At 37.7% G+C, this 18,840-nt stretch carries 9 protein-coding genes and 1 tRNA gene; 4 read left to right on the forward strand and 6 right to left on the reverse strand.

What is annotated here, in order from left to right:
• Positions 1-246 precede the first annotated feature (246 nt).
• Positions 247-2,535, reverse strand: a complete 2,289-nt coding sequence (locus tag WAA15_RS01355) for an ATP-dependent helicase (RefSeq protein WP_337040566.1) — start codon at positions 2,533-2,535, stop codon at positions 247-249.
• A 361-nt stretch (positions 2,536-2,896) separates the two neighbouring features.
• Here WAA15_RS01355 and WAA15_RS01360 point away from each other — a divergent pair, with 361 nt between their 5' ends.
• Complete coding sequence (locus tag WAA15_RS01360) at positions 2,897-5,251, forward strand: glycoside hydrolase family 20 protein (protein WP_337040567.1); 2,355 nt, start codon at positions 2,897-2,899, stop codon at positions 5,249-5,251.
• 101 nt (positions 5,252-5,352) lie between these two features.
• Positions 5,353-5,424, forward strand: a tRNA-Arg gene (locus WAA15_RS01365).
• Between the two features lie 32 nt (positions 5,425-5,456).
• Here the strand turns inward: WAA15_RS01365 and WAA15_RS01370 are convergent.
• The 5 genes from WAA15_RS01370 to WAA15_RS01390 form a co-directional block, all read right to left on the reverse strand.
• Entirely contained in the window at positions 5,457-9,470 is a 4,014-nt protein-coding gene (locus WAA15_RS01370) for a hybrid sensor histidine kinase/response regulator transcription factor (protein WP_337040568.1), read from the reverse strand.
• A 146-nt stretch (positions 9,471-9,616) separates the two neighbouring features.
• Positions 9,617-11,413, reverse strand: a complete 1,797-nt coding sequence (locus tag WAA15_RS01375) for an asparagine synthetase B family protein (protein ID WP_337040569.1) — start codon at positions 11,411-11,413, stop codon at positions 9,617-9,619.
• 200 nt (positions 11,414-11,613) lie between these two features.
• Positions 11,614-12,078, reverse strand: coding sequence for a hypothetical protein (locus tag WAA15_RS01380; RefSeq protein WP_337040570.1), 465 nt, complete (start codon positions 12,076-12,078; stop codon positions 11,614-11,616).
• 24 nt (positions 12,079-12,102) lie between these two features.
• On the reverse strand, positions 12,103-13,137 hold the full coding sequence (cydB, locus tag WAA15_RS01385) for a cytochrome d ubiquinol oxidase subunit II (protein WP_337040571.1): 1,035 nt from the start codon (positions 13,135-13,137) through the stop codon (positions 12,103-12,105).
• Positions 13,137-14,507, reverse strand: coding sequence for a cytochrome ubiquinol oxidase subunit I (locus WAA15_RS01390; RefSeq protein ID WP_337040572.1), 1,371 nt, complete (start codon positions 14,505-14,507; stop codon positions 13,137-13,139). Before WAA15_RS01390 ends, cydB begins: the two co-directional genes overlap by 1 nt.
• Before the next feature lie 260 nt (positions 14,508-14,767).
• On the opposite strand from WAA15_RS01390, the gene WAA15_RS01395 reads away from it, so the two are divergent.
• A complete protein-coding gene (locus tag WAA15_RS01395; protein WP_337040573.1) occupies positions 14,768-16,759 on the forward strand; it encodes a DUF3857 domain-containing protein in 1,992 nt (663 codons plus the stop codon).
• Positions 16,760-16,881: 122 nt separating this feature from the next.
• Entirely contained in the window at positions 16,882-18,777 is a 1,896-nt protein-coding gene (locus WAA15_RS01400; RefSeq protein WP_337040574.1) for a DUF3857 domain-containing transglutaminase family protein, read from the forward strand.
• Positions 18,778-18,840: the final 63 nt, after the last annotated feature.

Here is an 18,840-nt window from a genome sequence, read left to right on the forward strand (position 1 = left end):
ATATGAGTCATCCCGAATTTAAGGATGATAAATAAAAAAAGAACCTTCTGGTTAAATTTGCGAATCACTACAAGCACAAATTTTTACCAGAAGGTTTTTTTATGTATACAATATTATCAAAAACTAAGTATCCAAGCTATTTAACAAACTCATCCACAAAAGCCTAAACACACCCATCATCTTGCTCGCTCTCTAAAAACATATTCCAAGAAACTGGCATTGGATAATTTGACTAGCCTACTTTGTTTATTCTACAATTCTTAATTTAGCAAAACTTAGTAATAAGGTTTTTTCCCCTTGACCTTCAAAAAAGATGGTAGCTTTACGGTCAGTACCATTTATATCCATTCTTTTGACCGTTCCAAAACCAAATTTAGGATGTTCCACCTTATTACCTTCCTTAAGGTTACTGGTATCGCTTGGTACAAAATCAGAAGAAGGCGTATGAGGTGCTGCAACAGCTTTTTGTACGGGTTTAAGGTTAGAAATAATGCTCTCCTTTTTTGCAAACGATAGCGTCGATGTAGCAGGTCGGTCGCTTCTCATTTCGGTGTCTCCGTATGAAACCACACGACTTTTCGACATCTGAAGGAATTTCTTGTCAATTTCTTCCAGAAAACGGCTTGGTTCACAATAGTTAAGCCGTCCGTAATTGTAGCGGGTTTCGGCATAACTTAAAGTTAATTTTTGTTCGGCTCTTGTAATGGCTACATAAAACAATCGACGTTCCTCTTCAAGGTCGCTACGGTTTTGCAGCATCATTTGTGAGGGAAACAGGTTTTCTTCCAGCCCTACAATGTACACATATTTAAATTCCAGCCCTTTTGCGCCGTGTATAGTCATAAGAGTAACGCGGTCACTGTCGCCATCTTCATCTTCTTGGTCGGCCGATGTCATCAAGGTAACTGTCTGCAAAAATGCACTAAGCGATTTCTCTTCGTTTTCAGGGTTATCAACAAACTGTTTGATAGAGTTCAACAACTCCTGAACGTTTTCATAGCGTGATAAACCTTCAACGGTTTTATCTTCATATAATTCACGCAGAATACCCGAAGTTTTAGCAATGTACGCAGCAACGGTATGGGCATCTTTGCCTTCTTCTACCATGATTTTGAAACTTTTAATTAAAGTAGCAAACTCATCAATGGCTTGTCCGGCACGTCCGGCTACAAATTGGTTAATATTACTTACTACCTCCCACACTGCCTTGTTGTTTTCGGCGGCTGTTACTACTATTTTGGCAACAGTTGTATCGCCGATGCCTCTTTTGGGGAGATTAATAATACGTTTAAAGGCTTCTTCGTCGTTCTGATTTACAGTAAAGCGCAGGTATGCAAGCAGGTCTTTAATTTCTTTCCGTTGGTAGAATGATAACCCCCCGACTATTCTATACTTAATATTTATTTTTCTGAGAGCTTCCTCAAATGCTCTCGATTGAGCGTTGGTTCTGTAAAGAATCGAGAAATCGTTGTTTTTTAGGCTCCCATTGTTTTTAGCTTCAAATATGCTGGTAGCAATCAGGCGCGCCTCCTCATTGTCGGAAGCAGCTTTTATAACTTCTATTTTAGCTCCTTCTTCGTTGTCTGTAAAAACGTTTTTTTCGAGTTGTTCTTTATTGCGTGCAATAACCGAGTTGGCCGCATTTACGATTGTTTTAGTAGAACGGTAATTTTGTTCTAGTTTTACAACGTGAAGTTCAGGGTAATCAGTTTTGAAATTCAGGATATTCTGGATATTTGCTCCACGGAAAGCATAAATACTTTGTGCGTCGTCGCCCACCACACAAATATTCTGATGTACTGACGATAATTTACGGGTAATCAGGTATTGAGATACGTTTGTATCCTGAAACTCATCAACCAACACATGCTTGAATTTATGCTGGTATTTATTCAGCACATCAAGGTGGTCACGGAAAAGAACGTTAGTATTAAATAACAAATCGTCAAAATCCATGGCATTAGCCTGAAAACAGCGTAATTGATACGTTTTATATAAACGACCGATTTCAGGCATACGAGCAGCTTTATCGTCTTCTATATAAATCGGATTATTGATATAAGCCTCCCACGAAACCAGCGCATTTTTAGCATTTGAAATCCGGTTCAACACATAGTTAGGGCGGTATACTTTATCATCAAGCCCTAATTCCTTGATAATAGTTCTTATCAACGATTTTGAATCGTCGGTATCATAAATAGTAAAGTCAGAAGTATAGCCAAGCCTTTTACCTTCAAAACGAAGTATTTTGGCAAAAATCGAGTGGAAAGTCCCCATCCAGAGGTTTTTAGCATCACTTCCTATAATTTGCCCGATACGATTACGCATTTCGCCGGCAGCCTTATTGGTAAAGGTTAAAGCCAGAATATTAAAAGGGTCAACCCCTTGCTCAATAAGCCAGGCAATGCGGTAAGTGAGCACGCGGGTTTTACCCGAACCTGCTCCGGCAATAATCATTAAAGGGCCTTCAGGGTGAGTTACAGCTTCACGTTGTGGCGGGTTAAGTTTGTCTAAGTAATTGTTCTGGTTCTGCACGGAATCACATTCTTTAATTTTAATGCAAATATAAATATATCACAGCTATAAATCTTTATCAAGTTTTTTCTAAAATTCAGCTAATGCTTTCAATTGGTAAAACAGCCATAAAATTAATAACAACAACTGCCTGATAATAGTGCTAAAAAGAAAAGATTTCATTGAATAATGCACGCAATAGGCGGGCTATTAGTTAAAATTAGTGGAATAATAACATATTTTTATTTCATAAACGTTTTAGGCAAAAACCTTAACTAGAAATGCTCGGTTTTGCAGCATATATGCAAAAAACCGAACTACCTTGTTTTTTTCCTTGATAAAAAACTAATTTTGCCAAGCAATCAATAAAACCTTTGTTAGTATGAAAAAATGGATTGGCTACCTAAGCCTGATAATGCTGAGTTTTTCGGCTCTTGCCCAAAACAAATATGCAATTATTCCTAAACCACTGGAACTTACCCCTTTAAATGGAGCGTATGTAATTACTGCTCAAACTAAAATTCTTATCCCTAAAAATGCAACCGAAATTAGGCCCTTAGCCGAAATGCTGGCAGAGCGTATACAGGTTACTTCAGGTGAAGTACTTTCTATTCAGGAAACAGAATTAAATGATAACCTGATTCCCGCTAACAATACAATCGTATTTGCGCCACTCAAAGAGCAGGTAATGAACAAAATGCTTGGTGAGGAAGACTACATTCTTAAAGTTAATGCCAAAGGTATTGTATTGGCCGGAGCTACAAGTAAAGGAGAGTTTTATGCTTTGCAAAGTTTATTACAATTATTGCCTCCACAGATTTTCAGTAGCTCGCTCGAAAAAGGAGTGGACTGGGCAGTGCCGGCTTGTACTATTTTCGACCGCCCACGCTATGTGCATCGTGGGAGTATGCTTGATGTAAGCCGCCATTTCTTTCCTGTTTCGTTTATTAAACGTTACATAGACCTGCTTGCTTTGCATAAAATGAATAAATTTCATTGGCACCTAACCGACGACCAAGGTTGGAGAATTGAAATTAAGAAGTATCCTAAACTGACAGAAATAGGTTCAGTTCGAAAAGAAAGTATGAAAGGGCATTATAATGACTGGAAATTTGATGGCACGCCTCATGGTGGTTTTTATACACAGGAGGAAATCAAGGATGTGGTAAGTTACGCGCAGAAAAAGTTTATTACCGTTATTCCTGAAATTGAAATGCCAGGCCATGCGTTGGCTGCTTTGGCTTCGTATCCAGAATTAGGATGTACAGAAAAATCGTTGAAAGGAACTCCTTATGAAGTTACCGGAATATGGGGCGTACATGATGATGTGTTTTGCCCAAGCGAGACAACCTTCAGGTTTTTAGAAGATGTGCTTACAGAAGTAATTGCTTTATTCCCAAGCCAATATATACACATCGGTGGAGATGAATGCCCTAAAACAGCTTGGAAACAGAGTAAATTCTGTCAGGATTTAATGAAAAAGGAAGGTCTGAAAGACGAACATGAATTGCAAAGTTATTTTATCAAGCATTTTGATAATTTCCTGACATCGAAAGGGAAAAAAATTATTGGTTGGGATGAAATACTGGAAGGTGGAATTTCACCTAATGCCACTATTATGTCATGGCGTGGGGTAGAGGGAGGAATAGCAGCTGCCCAGCAAAATCATGATGCTATTATGACTCCTACGGGCTTTTGTTACCTTGATTATTACCAGTCAGACCCTACTACTGAGCCTTTGGCAATAGGTGGGTACCTTCCATTAGAAAAAGTATATTCTTATGACCCAACACCTAAAGCCTTGACTCCTGAGCAAACAAAGCATATTCTGGGTGTGCAGGCTAATGTCTGGACCGAATACATTCAAACCCCAAGTCAGGTTGAATACATGGTGTATCCGAGGGCATCAGCTATTGCAGAAATAGGTTGGACTTCTCTTAAACAAAAAGATTACGACGATTTCACTACACGCCTTCAAACACATTTTAAAAGATTAAAGTATCTGGCAGTAAATTACGCCAAGAGCTATTATGATATTAGTGCGTCGTCTTCGATGAATGCTAAAAGTCAGGCCATTGTAAAACTGCAAACGGCTGATAAACAAGCCAATATCAGGTATACTGTTGATGGTTCAGAGCCTACGGCTCAATCAACACTGTATCAGCCAGCTACTGGCATAGTTATTACGCAGGATGGTAGTATAAGAGCCGCTGCTTTTTCCCCGAAAGGAGAGCAGTTAGGAAAAGTTTTAACAAAATATTTTTTTATTAATAAAGCCACAGGCAGAAAATATACTTTGGTTAACCAGCCAAAAAACTATACCGGAGGCGAAACTTATGGCTTAACCAATGGCGTAAAAGGCGAAGAAGCCAATAGTGCTACATGGGTTGGCTTCGAAGGCAAAGACCTCGATATAACTATTGATTTAGGGCAAACCATGGAAATCAGTAAGGTTTCGTTTGCATTTCTTCGGGCAAGTGCCATGTGGATTATGCTTCCGCGTGAGGTAGAAGTATTTATTTCGGATGATGGTAAAACCTTTAAAAGTGTGCAAAAAATACCTATTGGCGGAGTAGATGAACCGGGCAGAGCAGTACAACAATTAGGCGTTGCGGTTAACGGAAAAAAAGCCCGTTATGTAAGGGTTTTTGCGAAAAATTACGGTAAACTCCCCGATAACCACCCGGGCCACGGGAATCCGGCATGGCTATTTGTTGATGAAATTTCGGTGGAGTAGATGTTTTTTAAAGAAAAAAGCATGAATTAGAACAAAAAAATATCGAAATTTGTATTCATAAAAACGAGGTTGATTCAAGTATTGAATCAACCTCGTTTCAAGACCACGTAGTTCAACGGATAGAATAGAAGTTTCCTAAACTTTAGATCCGGGTTCGATTCCCGGCGAGGTCACTTAATTTAGTTATTTCTTCTCACAGTTTTATCTAGTTACTCCACTCTGATGGGTTCTTGCCGAATTCTTCAAAGAATATTCTTGAAAAGTAAGATAAGCTCTCAAAGCCCAACTGATAGGCTACTTCCGAAACATTCACCAGTTTATTCTGTAAAAGTATAGCTGCTTTTTGTAATTTGTAGTGGCGTATAAATTCGATGATAGTCTGGTTAGTAATAGCCTTTAGCTTGCGACGCAACTGGCCAGCACTCATGTTCATTTCATCGGCTAACAAATTGGTGTTAAAATCGGTATTTTGCAGATTTCTTTCAATAATGTCAGATAATTTCTGTAAAAACTGTTCATCCAGACTTGTACCTTTAAGCCCGTTATTAGGCAATGATTTTATAATTGACCGATTGTATTTTGCCTGTAAAGCCTGCTGAGTATTAATAAGGTTACGTACCCTTAGCTGTAATTCATTGGTGTTAAAAGGTTTTGCCAGATAATCATCAGCCCCTAGCTCAAGCCCCTCAAGCCGGTCTTCTAGCGTTGCACGGGCGGTAAGCATTATGACAGGGATATGATTGGTGCGCATATCAGACTTTACCATTTTACAAAAACCAAATCCATCAAGGCGGGGCATCATTAAATCACAAATCACTAAATCAGGTATCAGCATGATGGTTTTTTTATAGCCATCCTGCCCATCAATAGCTTCTATTATCTGGTAGGTCTGCTCAAAATGACTTCTGATATAAGCCCTTAAATCATCATTGTCTTCAATAATCAATAAAATCGGTAGTTCTGCGTCAGTGTTATTTTCAATTGTATTGGTAGCTGTTTGAGTATAATTAGTTATAACAGGGGTTGGTTGTAATGTTTCAAAATTGTGGTTGTGTGTATGCTTTTGGCTGATAAAACCTTCCCACGTTTCTTTGTCGGTTGGTAAAGTTACTGTAAAAGTGGTGCCAATGCCAATCTGACTTTCTACTTGTATTTGACCTTTCAAAACCTCAACTAATTCTTTTACCAACGCTAGTCCTATGCCTGTGCCCTGATAATTGCGGACATAACTTTTAAGCGAGCTGCTATCTTCAACCTGATAGAAACGTTCAAATATAAAAGGTAGTCGAGCGGCGTCTATCCCAATTCCTGAATCTTTGACTACAATAGTAAAGTCGTGGTCGGAGTATTGGGCTTTTACTTCTATTTTACCTGCTTCTGGCGTAAACTTAAAGGCGTTAGACAGAAGGTTACTTATGATTTTTTCGAGTTTATCGGCATCAAAAAAGGCTGTATGCGATGCTTGGTCTTTGTTGTATTCAAATTGGATATTTTTATTTAGGGCAAGCGATTCAAAAGATGCCTTTAAGTTTTTAACAAAAGCGGCAATATTACCTTCTTGTATCTGAGGTTTCATTTTGCCAGCTTCCAGTTTCGATAAATCAAGTATCTGATTGATGAGTGTCTGCAACCTGTTCATATTCCGTTGCATTACATCAAACATTCGCTCATTTGGATATTTTTTACTGAAATCGGCTAAGGGGCCAGCAAGGAGTGTAAGTGGAGTACGGAACTCATGAGAGATATTGGCAAAAAAGCGGGTTTTGAGAGAGTCTAGCTCTGCTAGTCTTTCAGTTTCTTTATTTTGATAAAATAATTGTTCTTGCAGCCGAACCCGATTTAACTGGCTTATATATAAGCGATAAGCAATGTACATAAATACGCTCAGGTAAATCAGATAAGCCCACCAGCTTCGGTAAAAAGGCGGATTAATTTTTATGTTTATGCCGATAGGTTTGCTCCAAACTTCTCCATCAACAGTGCCAACTACTTTAAATTTATACTTACCACTCGGTAATTGTGCATAATTAGCAAAATGATTAGTTCCGGCTTCTACCCAGTCATTATCAATTCCTTCCAGTTGGTAGCGGTATCTGTTTTTTGCAGGGTTAGTGAAGTCCATCAAACCAAACTCAAGCGATAGTTGATTCTGGTCATGGGCTACTTCCAGTTTATCGAGGTATTCGATTGGCTTCTCAATGATATTTTGATTATCTGTTACGTTAACAGAAAGGTTATTGATTTTCAAACCTATCATTTTCATAGCCGGCAGTTGTTTGGTAGTGTTTGTAGGTGTTGTATTAACGATAGTCACACCGTTAATACCTCCAAAGAACAAGTGGCCTGACGGCCCCCTAAAGTAAGCGTTTGTATTAAACTCATCATCCTGTATGCCATCTGACTTATCAAAATTAGCAAATATCATAGTTTTTGGATTAAAACGAGATAAGCCACGATTAGTTGATAGCCAAAGATTACGATTGTTGTCGGTCAGAATACCATACACAACTTTATTAGGTAGCCCTTGTTTTTCTGTAAAATGCTCAAATGTGCCAGTATTTTTATCTAGTCTTTCTAAACCCCCGCCTTTTGTGCTTACCCACAAATAACGTTGCGGGTTATAAGGGTCATTAACAACTGCTGAAACAAAATCATTACTCAGACTTTTTTCATCTGTTTTGCTATTTTTGTAGAGTGTGTAACGTGGTTGGGAAGATAAGTTCTCAGCTTTTACCAGCCCTTTCTGGGTACCAATCCAGAAAACACTGTTTGAATCCTCGTACAAAGCAAAGGTTTCTGTCAGTGCATTATTTTTTGGAAAAACAGATTGATAACTAAAAAGTTGGAACTGCTCTGTTTCAGGATTAAATCTTAACAAATTACCATGCTGCACGCCTAGCCAAACGAACCCGTTTTTATCTGCTATCATTTTATGACTAATACTAGCCGGAGCCGAATAAGCGGTAATATCAAAGTGTTTCTGAAGTTTCCAGTCATGAGAGTAATGACTGAAAAAGTGGTTTTTATTGGTGTGATGAACCAGATAATAACCCTTTTTATTATCTTGAATCAGCGCGTCTTGAATATAGCTTTCTCCTTCGAGCTTTACGGGTATTTGTGATGCCGTATTTTTTAATGGGTCTATTTCATAAAAGTGATATGTTGGCCTATAATTGCCATGTATAAAAAGTTTCCCGTTATGGTCTTCGTAAATATGGCTCGGAGAGTAAGATTGTAAAATTGAATGGAACTGTTTAACGTTTTTGTTGAGCATCAGAAGCCCATAGCCATAAGTGCCAGCCCATATATTGCCGTATTTGTCTTTTACTAGCTGTTTGATACTTTTTACTAAGTCAGGCGTTGAGGCAAAGGCGTTTTCTGGAGTTAGTTTATCTTGCTTTAGTAGTTCATCAGGCTTGAATATCCAGATATACTTCTGATTTGAGATTGCAAGGCTTCCATCGTCAAACTGATTTATCATGCCTATTCCCCAGAAAGGGAAAGAAATTGACTTAATTTCTTTTTTACCCACGTAGCAACGAACGGTTTGCCTGTCAACTACCCAGTAACGATGTTGGCGGTCTTCCAGAAAGAAATAATCCTTGCTAAAGGTATCAGGAAAATTGTTTACTCCGGCAAATTCTTTCATGCTAGGTACATTTGCCGAACGGTAATCGAATTTGAAATAAGTGTTGTTTTTTGTTGAAATATCAGCTTTCAGAAGCCACTCGCTAAAATCAGAGCGTTCAGGATACCCTTCATGGGTAATCATGAATGTTTTATCTGGGTTGTCAGTAATTACCCATATATTCCCTTTAATGTCTTCTTTAATATAAGTGATAATAAAACTACTTTCCTGAGAACTAAGAGGTGGATTGGCATGATAAAACCTTTGACTACGAGAATCAAACAAATTTAAACCATCTTTTTCGGTACTAACCCAAATGCGTCCCTTAGAGTCTTCGAGTATTGAGGTGCAGGTATTGCCCGATATACTATATTCCTGATAGGGGTTATTGGTAAAAACTTTAAAGTTATAGCCATCATATCTGTTAAGACCATCTTTTGTAGCTACCCACATAAATCCCTCGTGGTCTAGCATTAAATCGTAGACCATACTTTGCGAAAGCCCATCAGCAATACCAATGGTGTGCCATAAGTTTTGCTGGGCCAGACAGGTAATACAAAGTAATTGTAAAAGTAAGATTCTCTTCACCATGAGGCGTAACACTCTTTATTGACCAAATATAAGAACAGAAAGAGTGAATTGAAAAAGAGTTTGTAAGTTGTTGAACAAGAATAGATAAGCAAACAGTAAGTATTCAATCAAAAAAAACTTTCTATGGGCATATTAACTTTCAAAAATTATTTATGTTTCAGGTTTTGCTCTATCAGGTAATCGATTTCTTTAATCATATTTAATCTTTTAATTTTTACCATAGTATTACTGAACTTTCGTTTAAGGTAGTCTTTCTCTGAAACAAGAAGATTTAAGGTGTTTTTTATCTGATAGTTTTCAAGCTCTTTTTTTCTGATTGCAAGAATATAATCGATAAATGCCAGTGTTTTTGCGCCATTTCTTTTGGATTGTTGTCTTACATTTTCAGGAAGAATACCACGACAGGTATTTCTGAATAAGGCTCTGGTAAGTGGGATAGGAGCAAATAACCTGACAGGTAAGCTATAAACTAACTGAAGTAACCTTATGTCTGCTAGTGGATATACCATTTCAATATTGTATTGATTGGCATACAGTAATTCAGACTCCACTCTTAATGGTATGTGAGTAGCTAACATTCGGTTCTTTAACCATTCTTTAAAACTGGTATAAAACTCAAAAGGGATATAGGGCTGAACTTTACTGAATGATGACCCAGATTGTAGGAGGTTTCTTTCTTTTTGTATGGCATTAAAGCTTGGAGAAGTAGTTCCAATCATAGAATAGCGCAGGTAATTGAAAATCCTGTATAAACCTTTTATCCGAAACTTTGACAAATAAGTAAATATACCCCGCCAATCTTTCGTGTATAGGTATTCATGAAAATAGTTATATGCCGAAGCCGAAATTCCTTCGTCTCCCGGAAAACCACTGAACATTACTTCAACCTTTTCGGACTCGCCTGCCTGTTTAAAGAGGGTATCCTGCCAATAAGAGTCGTTACTAGCTACACCGCCCATTACGGCATTTCTGGTATCAAGTTCTTCAAAAGCATCCTTGTAATGGAACTTGGTAATAAAATGATGGTTTTCAGGAATCAGGCCTGCATAACGGATAATTTCTTCCTGAGTTCTTCTTTCATCTAAGCCATTATTAGAATATGGTCTGGTTTCATCATCCAGAATAAAAGAGTAAGTATGTAGCTGCTGTTTCGGGAGTAATCTTGATAAAAGAACAGTAATAGCTGAAGAATCAAGCCCTCCGCTTAACTGGCAGCCAATTTGTTGTTTATGTTTCGCACGGCAGCTAATAGCTTCTTTCAGTGTTTGCCTGATAAGCTCATAGTAGTCTTCATCATCAGTGAATTCGGGAAGCTCAATAGGTGCTAAAGTCCAATAGCATTCCTTTTCTAGGTGTCCATCTGCCGATACAATAATATAATGTGCAGGTTCCAGCCGATAAATATCACTAAAAAAAGTACTTTCAATGGGTGGAATTAAATTTCTTAATTCATAAGAAACATACAATTCACTTATAACAGGCTGTTCGGGAAGAATATCTTTAATTAAAGGAATATGAGTAGAAAAAATAAGGATTCCTTTATATTCTATATAAAACAGGGGCCTGATACCAATCTGGTCTTTTGCTAAAAAAAGTTTCTTTGCAGTTTCATCAAAAATTACAAAGCTAAAGTCACCAATAAAATGTGTAACACAGTTTTTTCCCCACTTGAGATAAGCCTCAATAACAATTTCATCCGTAGGAGTTTCAGGGTTTAAAGCTAGTTTTGTAGTAATTTCGGTAATATTATCCAGCCTTACCCAGCCTGCATATTTAATTGTTGCCGATATTGAAGTATAAACAGAAGCTTGTTTATCAACGTTGAACAAAGCAAAACAATCATTAGTAAAGAAAGCACCTTTGTTGAGTAAACCAGAGAAATTCAAATTATTAATCGAAAATCCGTTATTATTTAACTGAAATGCACCTACAAATCCTTTCATTGAAACATAGAGGTAAAAAAATATTACAGTTTATCCCAGAATCGAAAAGCAAGCTATCTTTTATTAACTCTCAGATAAGGTTCCGAAAATTAAACAATCTATACCTTGATTTCAAGCTTAAGAAGAGAAAAGAACAAAATATAAAGAATATGTTGCCATTTTTGCCACCAGTAAGCAGTATAGAAGTTGGCTAAAAATACTCATTGTTTTATTGGAGTAAGGCTAGGGAGAAATTTTCTCAACTCGGAGTCTTTTTCCATTTGTTTCCTGATTTCTGCCATATCTTTCTCAGAAAGTTCTGGTGTACGGCTGATAATATCAACCCCTTCAGGTGTAAAAAGTGTTTTTGAAAAACTTATTACAGCCCATTGTCTGTCAGGAGCCAGTAAGGCCACCTTCCATTGGCTTTTAAGTAGGCTTAAAATTCCTTTGCCCCGCCACGTGAACTTAAGAATATCCTGTTTGTGCTGGTAATCATAGCCTGTAATGGTTCTTTGCTTATTATTTTTATAATACTTTACTTCATCGAGTAAAACTTTTTCGCCTTTAAGAATAACCTCAGTATAATTAAATGTCGGATTACTTTTATCTCCCTTTAACCACATCGGAAAGTTGGTGTAACAAATAAACCAAGTACCAACTAATGTTGTAAGCATATTCTGCATAGGCTAATTTATTAATAAGTTCAACTAATAGCTTGTTTCGTCCAGTTTTACTTTCCCCCTGAAAGTCCAGAACACAAAAGAAGTATAAACAGCTACGATGGGTACACCAATGGCAGCAAAAAGAAGCATTATTTTCAACGATTTATCAGTTGATGAACCATTGTGTACAGTGATACTGTATGAAGGGTCAATGCTCGATAAGATAATATTCGGGAACAGCCCCACAGCTACCAGCACCATTAATATGGCTGTAACAGTAGCCGATGAAATAAAAGCATAACGGTATTTTCTTTTTGAAATCTGACGGGTAATATTAGCAACTGCTAGTATAGCCATTATCGGGAAAGCAAACATATAGGGTACTTCCTGATAACGTTTAACCATGTGGGGTATATACAGTAAAGTCACTATCGAAGTAATAGCAAACATTAGTACAAAAAAAATAGTTGTGTTTTTAACAAGGATAGTCAGCTTAGCATATAACCTGTTTTCGGTTTTCATTACCAGATAGATGGCTCCGTGCATCATAAATAAAGCTAGTGTTGTAAAAGCAACCAGTAAGGCATAAGGATTAAAAAAATCGGTGAGCGTTCCTTTATATACATAGTCTTTGTCGAGCGGTAAACCTTGAATGATGTTTCCTAAAATAAGGCCAAGCGATAATGCCAGAATAATACTAGAGAAGCTATAACTAAAATCCCAAGTTTTTCGCCACCATTGCATGGGTTCTTTTGAGCGGAACTCAATGGAAATCGCTCTGAAAATGAGCATTACCAGAAATATCATAAATGGCTCATAAAAGGCCGAAAATATAGTAGCATATACCACCGGGAAGCCAGCAAATAAGGCTCCTCCGCCAATAACCAGCCATACTTCGTTGCCATCCCATACGGGTCCAATGGCGTTTAGGGCTTTACGGCGGCTTTCTTCTTTATTTAAAAACAAGTGTAAGGCTCCGGCCCCCAAATCGAAGCCATCCAGAATAGCGTAGCCACTAAAAACGCCACCAATGACCAGAAACCACCATGTTGCCAAGTTAAGTCCGAGTATTGTTTCCATTATTTCAAGATTGGGTTATCACGTTTTGAATATTCAGGAATAAGGTCGTCAGGTATGTCAGGGCCATGTTTTATTTTTTTGTTAAGCAGGTAAAGAAATAACACAAACAACAGTGCATACACCAATGTGAACAGAATGAGTGAGAATAATACTTGTTCGGCTTTGAGTGACTGCGAAAGCCCCTCTGAGGTTCTGAGTAAATTGTATACTACCCACGGCTGTCGGCCTACTTCGGCCGAATACCAGCCTAACTGGTTGGCTATTTGTGGTAATAGCACCGCCCACATAAATATATGCAGCAACCAACGTTGCTCGAATAGTTTTCCCCGCCACCACAGAAAAGAAGCTAATAGCGTAAGACCAATCAAAGTCATACCAATAGCTACCATAAGGTGGTAGGTCTGAAATACAAAGTTAACTGCCGAGGGGCGGTCTTCCTTCTTGAAAGCATTTAGCCCTGTTACGGGGGTTGTAAAATCCTGATGAATCAGGAAGGTAAGCCCGGCCGGAATGCTAATGCCTGTAACCTTCTGTTTTTGGGTATCAACCCATCCGAGCAAGTACATATCAGCTACTGCCAGTGAGTCGTAATGGCCTTCAAAAGCAGCTAATTTGGCTGGCTGGTTTTTAGCCACCCCATCGGCCGACCGATGCCCTGTGAATAATTGAGTTAATGAAGCTATTGTAGCTACTACCAATGCTATTTTAAAACCAGAACGGGCAATATCGAGGTGTCGACCTTTTAAAATATAATACGCGTGCACACTCATTACCAGAAAAGAACCAGCCAGAAAAGCCCCTATAATTACATGAGAAAGCCTGTCGATACTTGAAGGATTAAACACCATTTCCCAGAAGTCGGTAATAACTGCACGTGCTTTCATACCTTCACCCTCAATTCTGAAACCTGCTGGGGTTTGTTGCCAAGAGTTGGCTACTACTATCCAGATAGCCGAAAACATAGACCCTAAAGCTACCATAAGCGTAGCCAGAAAATGCACCCGTGGACTTACGCGATTCCAGCCAAAAATAAGAATTCCTAAAAAGCCAGACTCCAGTGCAAAGGCAAAGATGCCCTCGGCTGCCAGAGCACTCCCAAAAATATCGCCTACATAACGTGAATAAACAGCCCAGTTAGTGCCAAATTCAAATTCCATTACAATACCGGTTGCTACTCCAATACCAAAAATCAGGGCAAATATTTTTATCCAGAATCTTGTCATTTGCTCATAAACAGGCTTGCCTGTACGCAAATAAAGCCCTTCCATAATAACCATTACTACGCCAAGCCCAATACTCAAAGGAGGATATATATAATGAAAAGCCACAGTGAATGCAAACTGTATGCGCGAGAGTAATTCAGTATTCATAAATCATGTGTTAGCTGCAACGAAGTTCTATGCCAGATGAATACCAACCAAGAAAAATCTATTTTATTTTTAAAAGATTAAAGCCTGTTAAATGCCTGCACATAGACTAAAAATATAAATGGTAGTTGTAGCGGGTTTTTATACCAAAATTATCTTGCTTATAGGCTTTAATGTAAAAATGATTACGTATTTATTTTGCGTCGATAAATAATTTCTATGATATTTGTGCATTGCTAATGACTAAACATTCACAAAAATTTATGAAAAAAACTGCAATTTTATTCCTGTTGATTATCTCTTCGCGTCTTGTTTTTTCTCAGATTAAAGAGCCTGAAGTTAAATTTGGTACATACAATTTGGCAGACGTTCAGATGAAAGTTTATGATAAAGACTCAACCGCTGAAGCTGTTGTCTTGTATGATTCTGGTGATTACTCTTTTTCTTTTGAAAACGACCTGCATCTGGTTTATACTTTTCATAAACGTATCAAAATTCTGAAAAAATCGGCACTTGAAAGAGCCACAGTTATTATTCCATATTACTCGGATAGTTCGCCAGAACGTCAGGAGTTTGTAAGGGATATTCAGGGGTATACGTATAATATGGACGGGAATACTGTGACCATGACGGAACTTACAAAAGCCTCTATTTTCAATGAAAAATCATCAACTAATTACAGAGAAACCAAAATTATATTTCCACAGGTAAAGGAAGGTTCAGTTATTGACCTGACTTATAAAATTATATCACCCCTATGGTATTCTTTGCGCACTTGGAACTTCCAACAGGATATTCCGGTCGTATGGAGTGGCATAAAGACGCTTATTCCGGGGTATTTCGATTTTAAGATTACTTATTTTGGTTACAATGCTTTTGCTATTAAAGATATTAAACAAGGAACTGCTGTTTTTTTTCCACGGGTAAATGAAAGAGGTGAAACCGTAAAAGACCCATACCTTTCATACCATTTTGCAATGAAAGACCTGCCATCTATCAAAGAAGATGAATTTATGACCACTGTAAACGATTACCGCAGTTCGATAGATTTTGAATTGGCAAGAACTTTTTTTCCCACAGGAGGTGAGCGTAACTATTCAATTACCTACAATGATTTAACAAAAACACTTCTTGATTACAACGATTTTGGAGGAGCTTTGAAAAAATTCGGCAAAACAGCCAGAAAAATTAGTGCTGAAATTAAAACCAATGCAACTAATAAAGATACCCTCACACTTATTAGTGATGCGTATGAACATATTAGGAATAATATTCAATGGAATGGTGAAAACAGGCTGTATGCCACCCAGAAACTAGATCAGGTGTATGAAAAAAAATCAGGAAATTCGGCCGAAATCAATTTAATGCTGGTAGCTGTTTTACAGGAGTTAGGCTTTGATGCCAATCCTGTTGTGTTAAGTACAAGAGCTCATGGAAAAGTATTGCCTGATATAGCTCTTATTGACAGATTTAATTATACAATAGCGCAACTAAAGGTTAACGGCAAAGATTTTTTGTTAGATGCAACCGATAAGTTCGTGAAAATGAATATGCTGCCTAAAAGGTGTCTGAACCAGATGGGATGGCTCATAGGCAAAAATCCACGATGGGTTTCGCTGATACCCTCACAAAAGAGTATGTCTATGAGTTTATTAACGTTTTCGATAGAAGAAGACCAGAAATTAAAAGGAAACTTTAGTGAATTATATTACGGATATGCAGGCACAGAAAAAAAACTAGAAATAAGCAAAGAAGGTGAGGAAAAATACCTGAATAAGCTAAAAGAGAAGTACACACTTTTCGAGAATCCTGAGTTTAAATACAAAGTAACTGAAAATAAAGATGTAAATATTGAATGTGAGACAACTGTTAATGAAGCTTATTCAGTGATTGGTGATAGAATTTTTATTAAACCGCTTTTTTGGAAAACCCAACAGACAAATCCCTTTAAACAAGATGAACGTAAATACCCAGTCGATTTCGGGTATACCATTCAGGAAACTGTTATAAGTAAAATAACTATTCCGAAAGGTTATTCAGTCGAAAGTATGCCATTATTCATCAATGTATTTATGCCTGATAGTAAAGGGAAGTATCAGTACATGATTAAATCTGAAAATGGTGTCATTGAGGTAATGAGTCAGTTATCGTTTGCACGCACTATATTTTCTGCTGAAGACTACTCTTATTTACGCGAGCTTTTTGTTAAGATGATATCCAAACAAAATGAGCAGATTGTGCTGAAGAAAAATTGATTTTTATTGCTTCAAACTCATAGTATCGTAGAGGTAGAAGGGGCTTGTAGTCGTTTAACGAACCGCTTTTGCTAGCAGATATATATGGATGTAATTGTGTATTAAAGGAAAACGGTTTTAAAATGAAATATTTATTTGCCTTATTAATAAGCATTCAGGCAGTAGCTCAAGACTTTAGCGCAAATACGATTCCTGCCAGATTAAAAGAAAATGCCTACGCAGTTGTTCGGAATCATGAAACAGAGTTTTATGTAAAAGGAATTGATGAGGCTGTCACTAAAACTAAAGGAACCATTACAATTCTGGACGAAAAAGGAAGCTCTCATGCGCAACTGATGCTATGGTATAGCAAGTTTTCAAAAGTAAATAATATTGAAGCCTATATATACGACGAATCGGGGAAACAGATAAGAAAACTTAAGAAAGCAGACATTGAAAGTTTTAGTACCTCAACAGGGCAAAACGAAATCGATGGTAGTTTTGTGAAAGTTGCCGAACTAAGCCATAATAAATATCCGTATACTATCAGTTATTCGTATCAGTATACCAATACTAATATGATGTTTTACCCGAATTGGAGAGCAATTCTGGATAACTCCGACAATGTTTCGGTCGAAAAAGCCTCGTTCAGGGTATCTTTACCTAAGGGGATGACCTTCAGATACAAAGAACAGAATATGCCTGTAAAAGTTGTCATAAATCAGGAAGACGACCGCTCCGTATATAGCTGGAATGTTAATAATATTGAAGCAATAGAGAAAGAATCAGATAGCCCCCATGAAGATAACTTTATGCCAATGGTATACACCGGACCTAAAGATTTCAAAGTGGAAGGCTATTCGGGGCATCTGGAACAATGGAGCGATATTGGCAAGTTCTATGCGGAACTAAATACAAACAGAGATAAATTGCCAACTGAATTTGCGGCAAAAGTCAGAGAACTGGTAAAAGACGAAAAAGATATTCGGGCAAAAGTAAGAAAAGTATATGAATACATGCAGGCAAATACCCGTTATGTAAGTATACAGTTAGGTATAGGCGGCTGGCAATCAATGAAAGCCAGCGAAGTAGCCACCAAAGGGTATGGAGATTGTAAGGCATTAACTAACTTTACAAAGAGTATGCTCAAAGAAATAGGCATTACATCTTATGCTACGCTGGTAAGGGCCGGTAATAATAATCCTGCCTTGTTTGAAGACTTTCCCTCTTTTCAGTTTAACCACGTAATTTTGTGCGTGCCTACACCTAAAGATACTATCTGGCTCGAATGTACCAATCAAAATATTCCTTTTGGATACTTAGGTGGTTTTACTGATGATAGAAACGTTGTAGTAGTAACAGAGAATGGCGGTAAATTAGCTAGAACTCCTGCTTATAAAATTGATGATAACTTGCTTTTGCGTAAAGGAACCATAAATATTCAGGCAAATGGTGATGCAACCGCACTGATTAATACCCAGTATTCGGGTTTGCAGCAAGATGTTTATGCAGACGTAATAAATACACTGGGAGCCGAAGACCAGAAAAAATGGCTTTACAAAAATCTGGCTTTGTCGGGTGCCGAGATTATTAGCTTTTCTTTAAACGAGAAAAAGCAGCAAATACCTGTGGTGGAAGAAAACCTGAACTTATTACTAAGAAACCTAGCTAACAGAAGTGGCTCGAGGTTATTTGTTGCACCTAATATTCTGAGCCAACAGCGAAACGTATCCAAGCCATCTGCCAAACGGAAAAACGATTTATGGCTCGAGTTCTGGTATCAGGATATTGACAGTATTTCATTTAAAATTCCTTCGGGGTATGTTGCCGAGTTTCTGCCCGAACCTGTTACAATAGAAACCAGATTCGGTAAATACAAAGCAAGTATGCAGGCAAAAGGAGACATAGTTACTTATACACGAGACCTGACCATGTTTAAGGGGCAATATCCGGCTAGTGTATATAATGAATGGGTAGACTTCAGAAAAAAAATTGCAAAGGCCGATAAAAATCAGATGGTTTTAATCGCAAAACCGTAACAAATTTTCATTTTTGCTTGTTATAAATTAGCCGTTCAATTATATACCATCATCATGTCTATT

The sequence above is a fragment of the Emticicia sp. 17c genome (assembly GCF_037153985.1).
Classification (GTDB): domain Bacteria; phylum Bacteroidota; class Bacteroidia; order Cytophagales; family Spirosomataceae; genus Emticicia.

Excerpts from the sequence above, each read along its gene's own strand:
- WAA15_RS01360 (WP_337040567.1), top strand. The coding sequence starts at position 2,897 with ATGAAAAAATGGATTGGCTACCTAAGCCTGATAATGCTGAGTTTTTCG.
- WAA15_RS01370 (WP_337040568.1), bottom strand. The coding sequence starts at position 9,470 with ATGGTGAAGAGAATCTTACTTTTACAATTACTTTGTATTACCTGTCTG.
- WAA15_RS01375 (WP_337040569.1), bottom strand. The coding sequence starts at position 11,413 with ATGAAAGGATTTGTAGGTGCATTTCAGTTAAATAATAACGGATTTTCG.
- WAA15_RS01380 (WP_337040570.1), bottom strand. The coding sequence starts at position 12,078 with ATGCAGAATATGCTTACAACATTAGTTGGTACTTGGTTTATTTGTTAC.
- cydB (WP_337040571.1), bottom strand. The coding sequence starts at position 13,137 with ATGGAAACAATACTCGGACTTAACTTGGCAACATGGTGGTTTCTGGTC.
- WAA15_RS01390 (WP_337040572.1), bottom strand. The coding sequence starts at position 14,507 with ATGAATACTGAATTACTCTCGCGCATACAGTTTGCATTCACTGTGGCT.
- WAA15_RS01395 (WP_337040573.1), top strand. The coding sequence starts at position 14,768 with ATGAAAAAAACTGCAATTTTATTCCTGTTGATTATCTCTTCGCGTCTT.
- WAA15_RS01400 (WP_337040574.1), top strand. The coding sequence starts at position 16,882 with ATGAAATATTTATTTGCCTTATTAATAAGCATTCAGGCAGTAGCTCAA.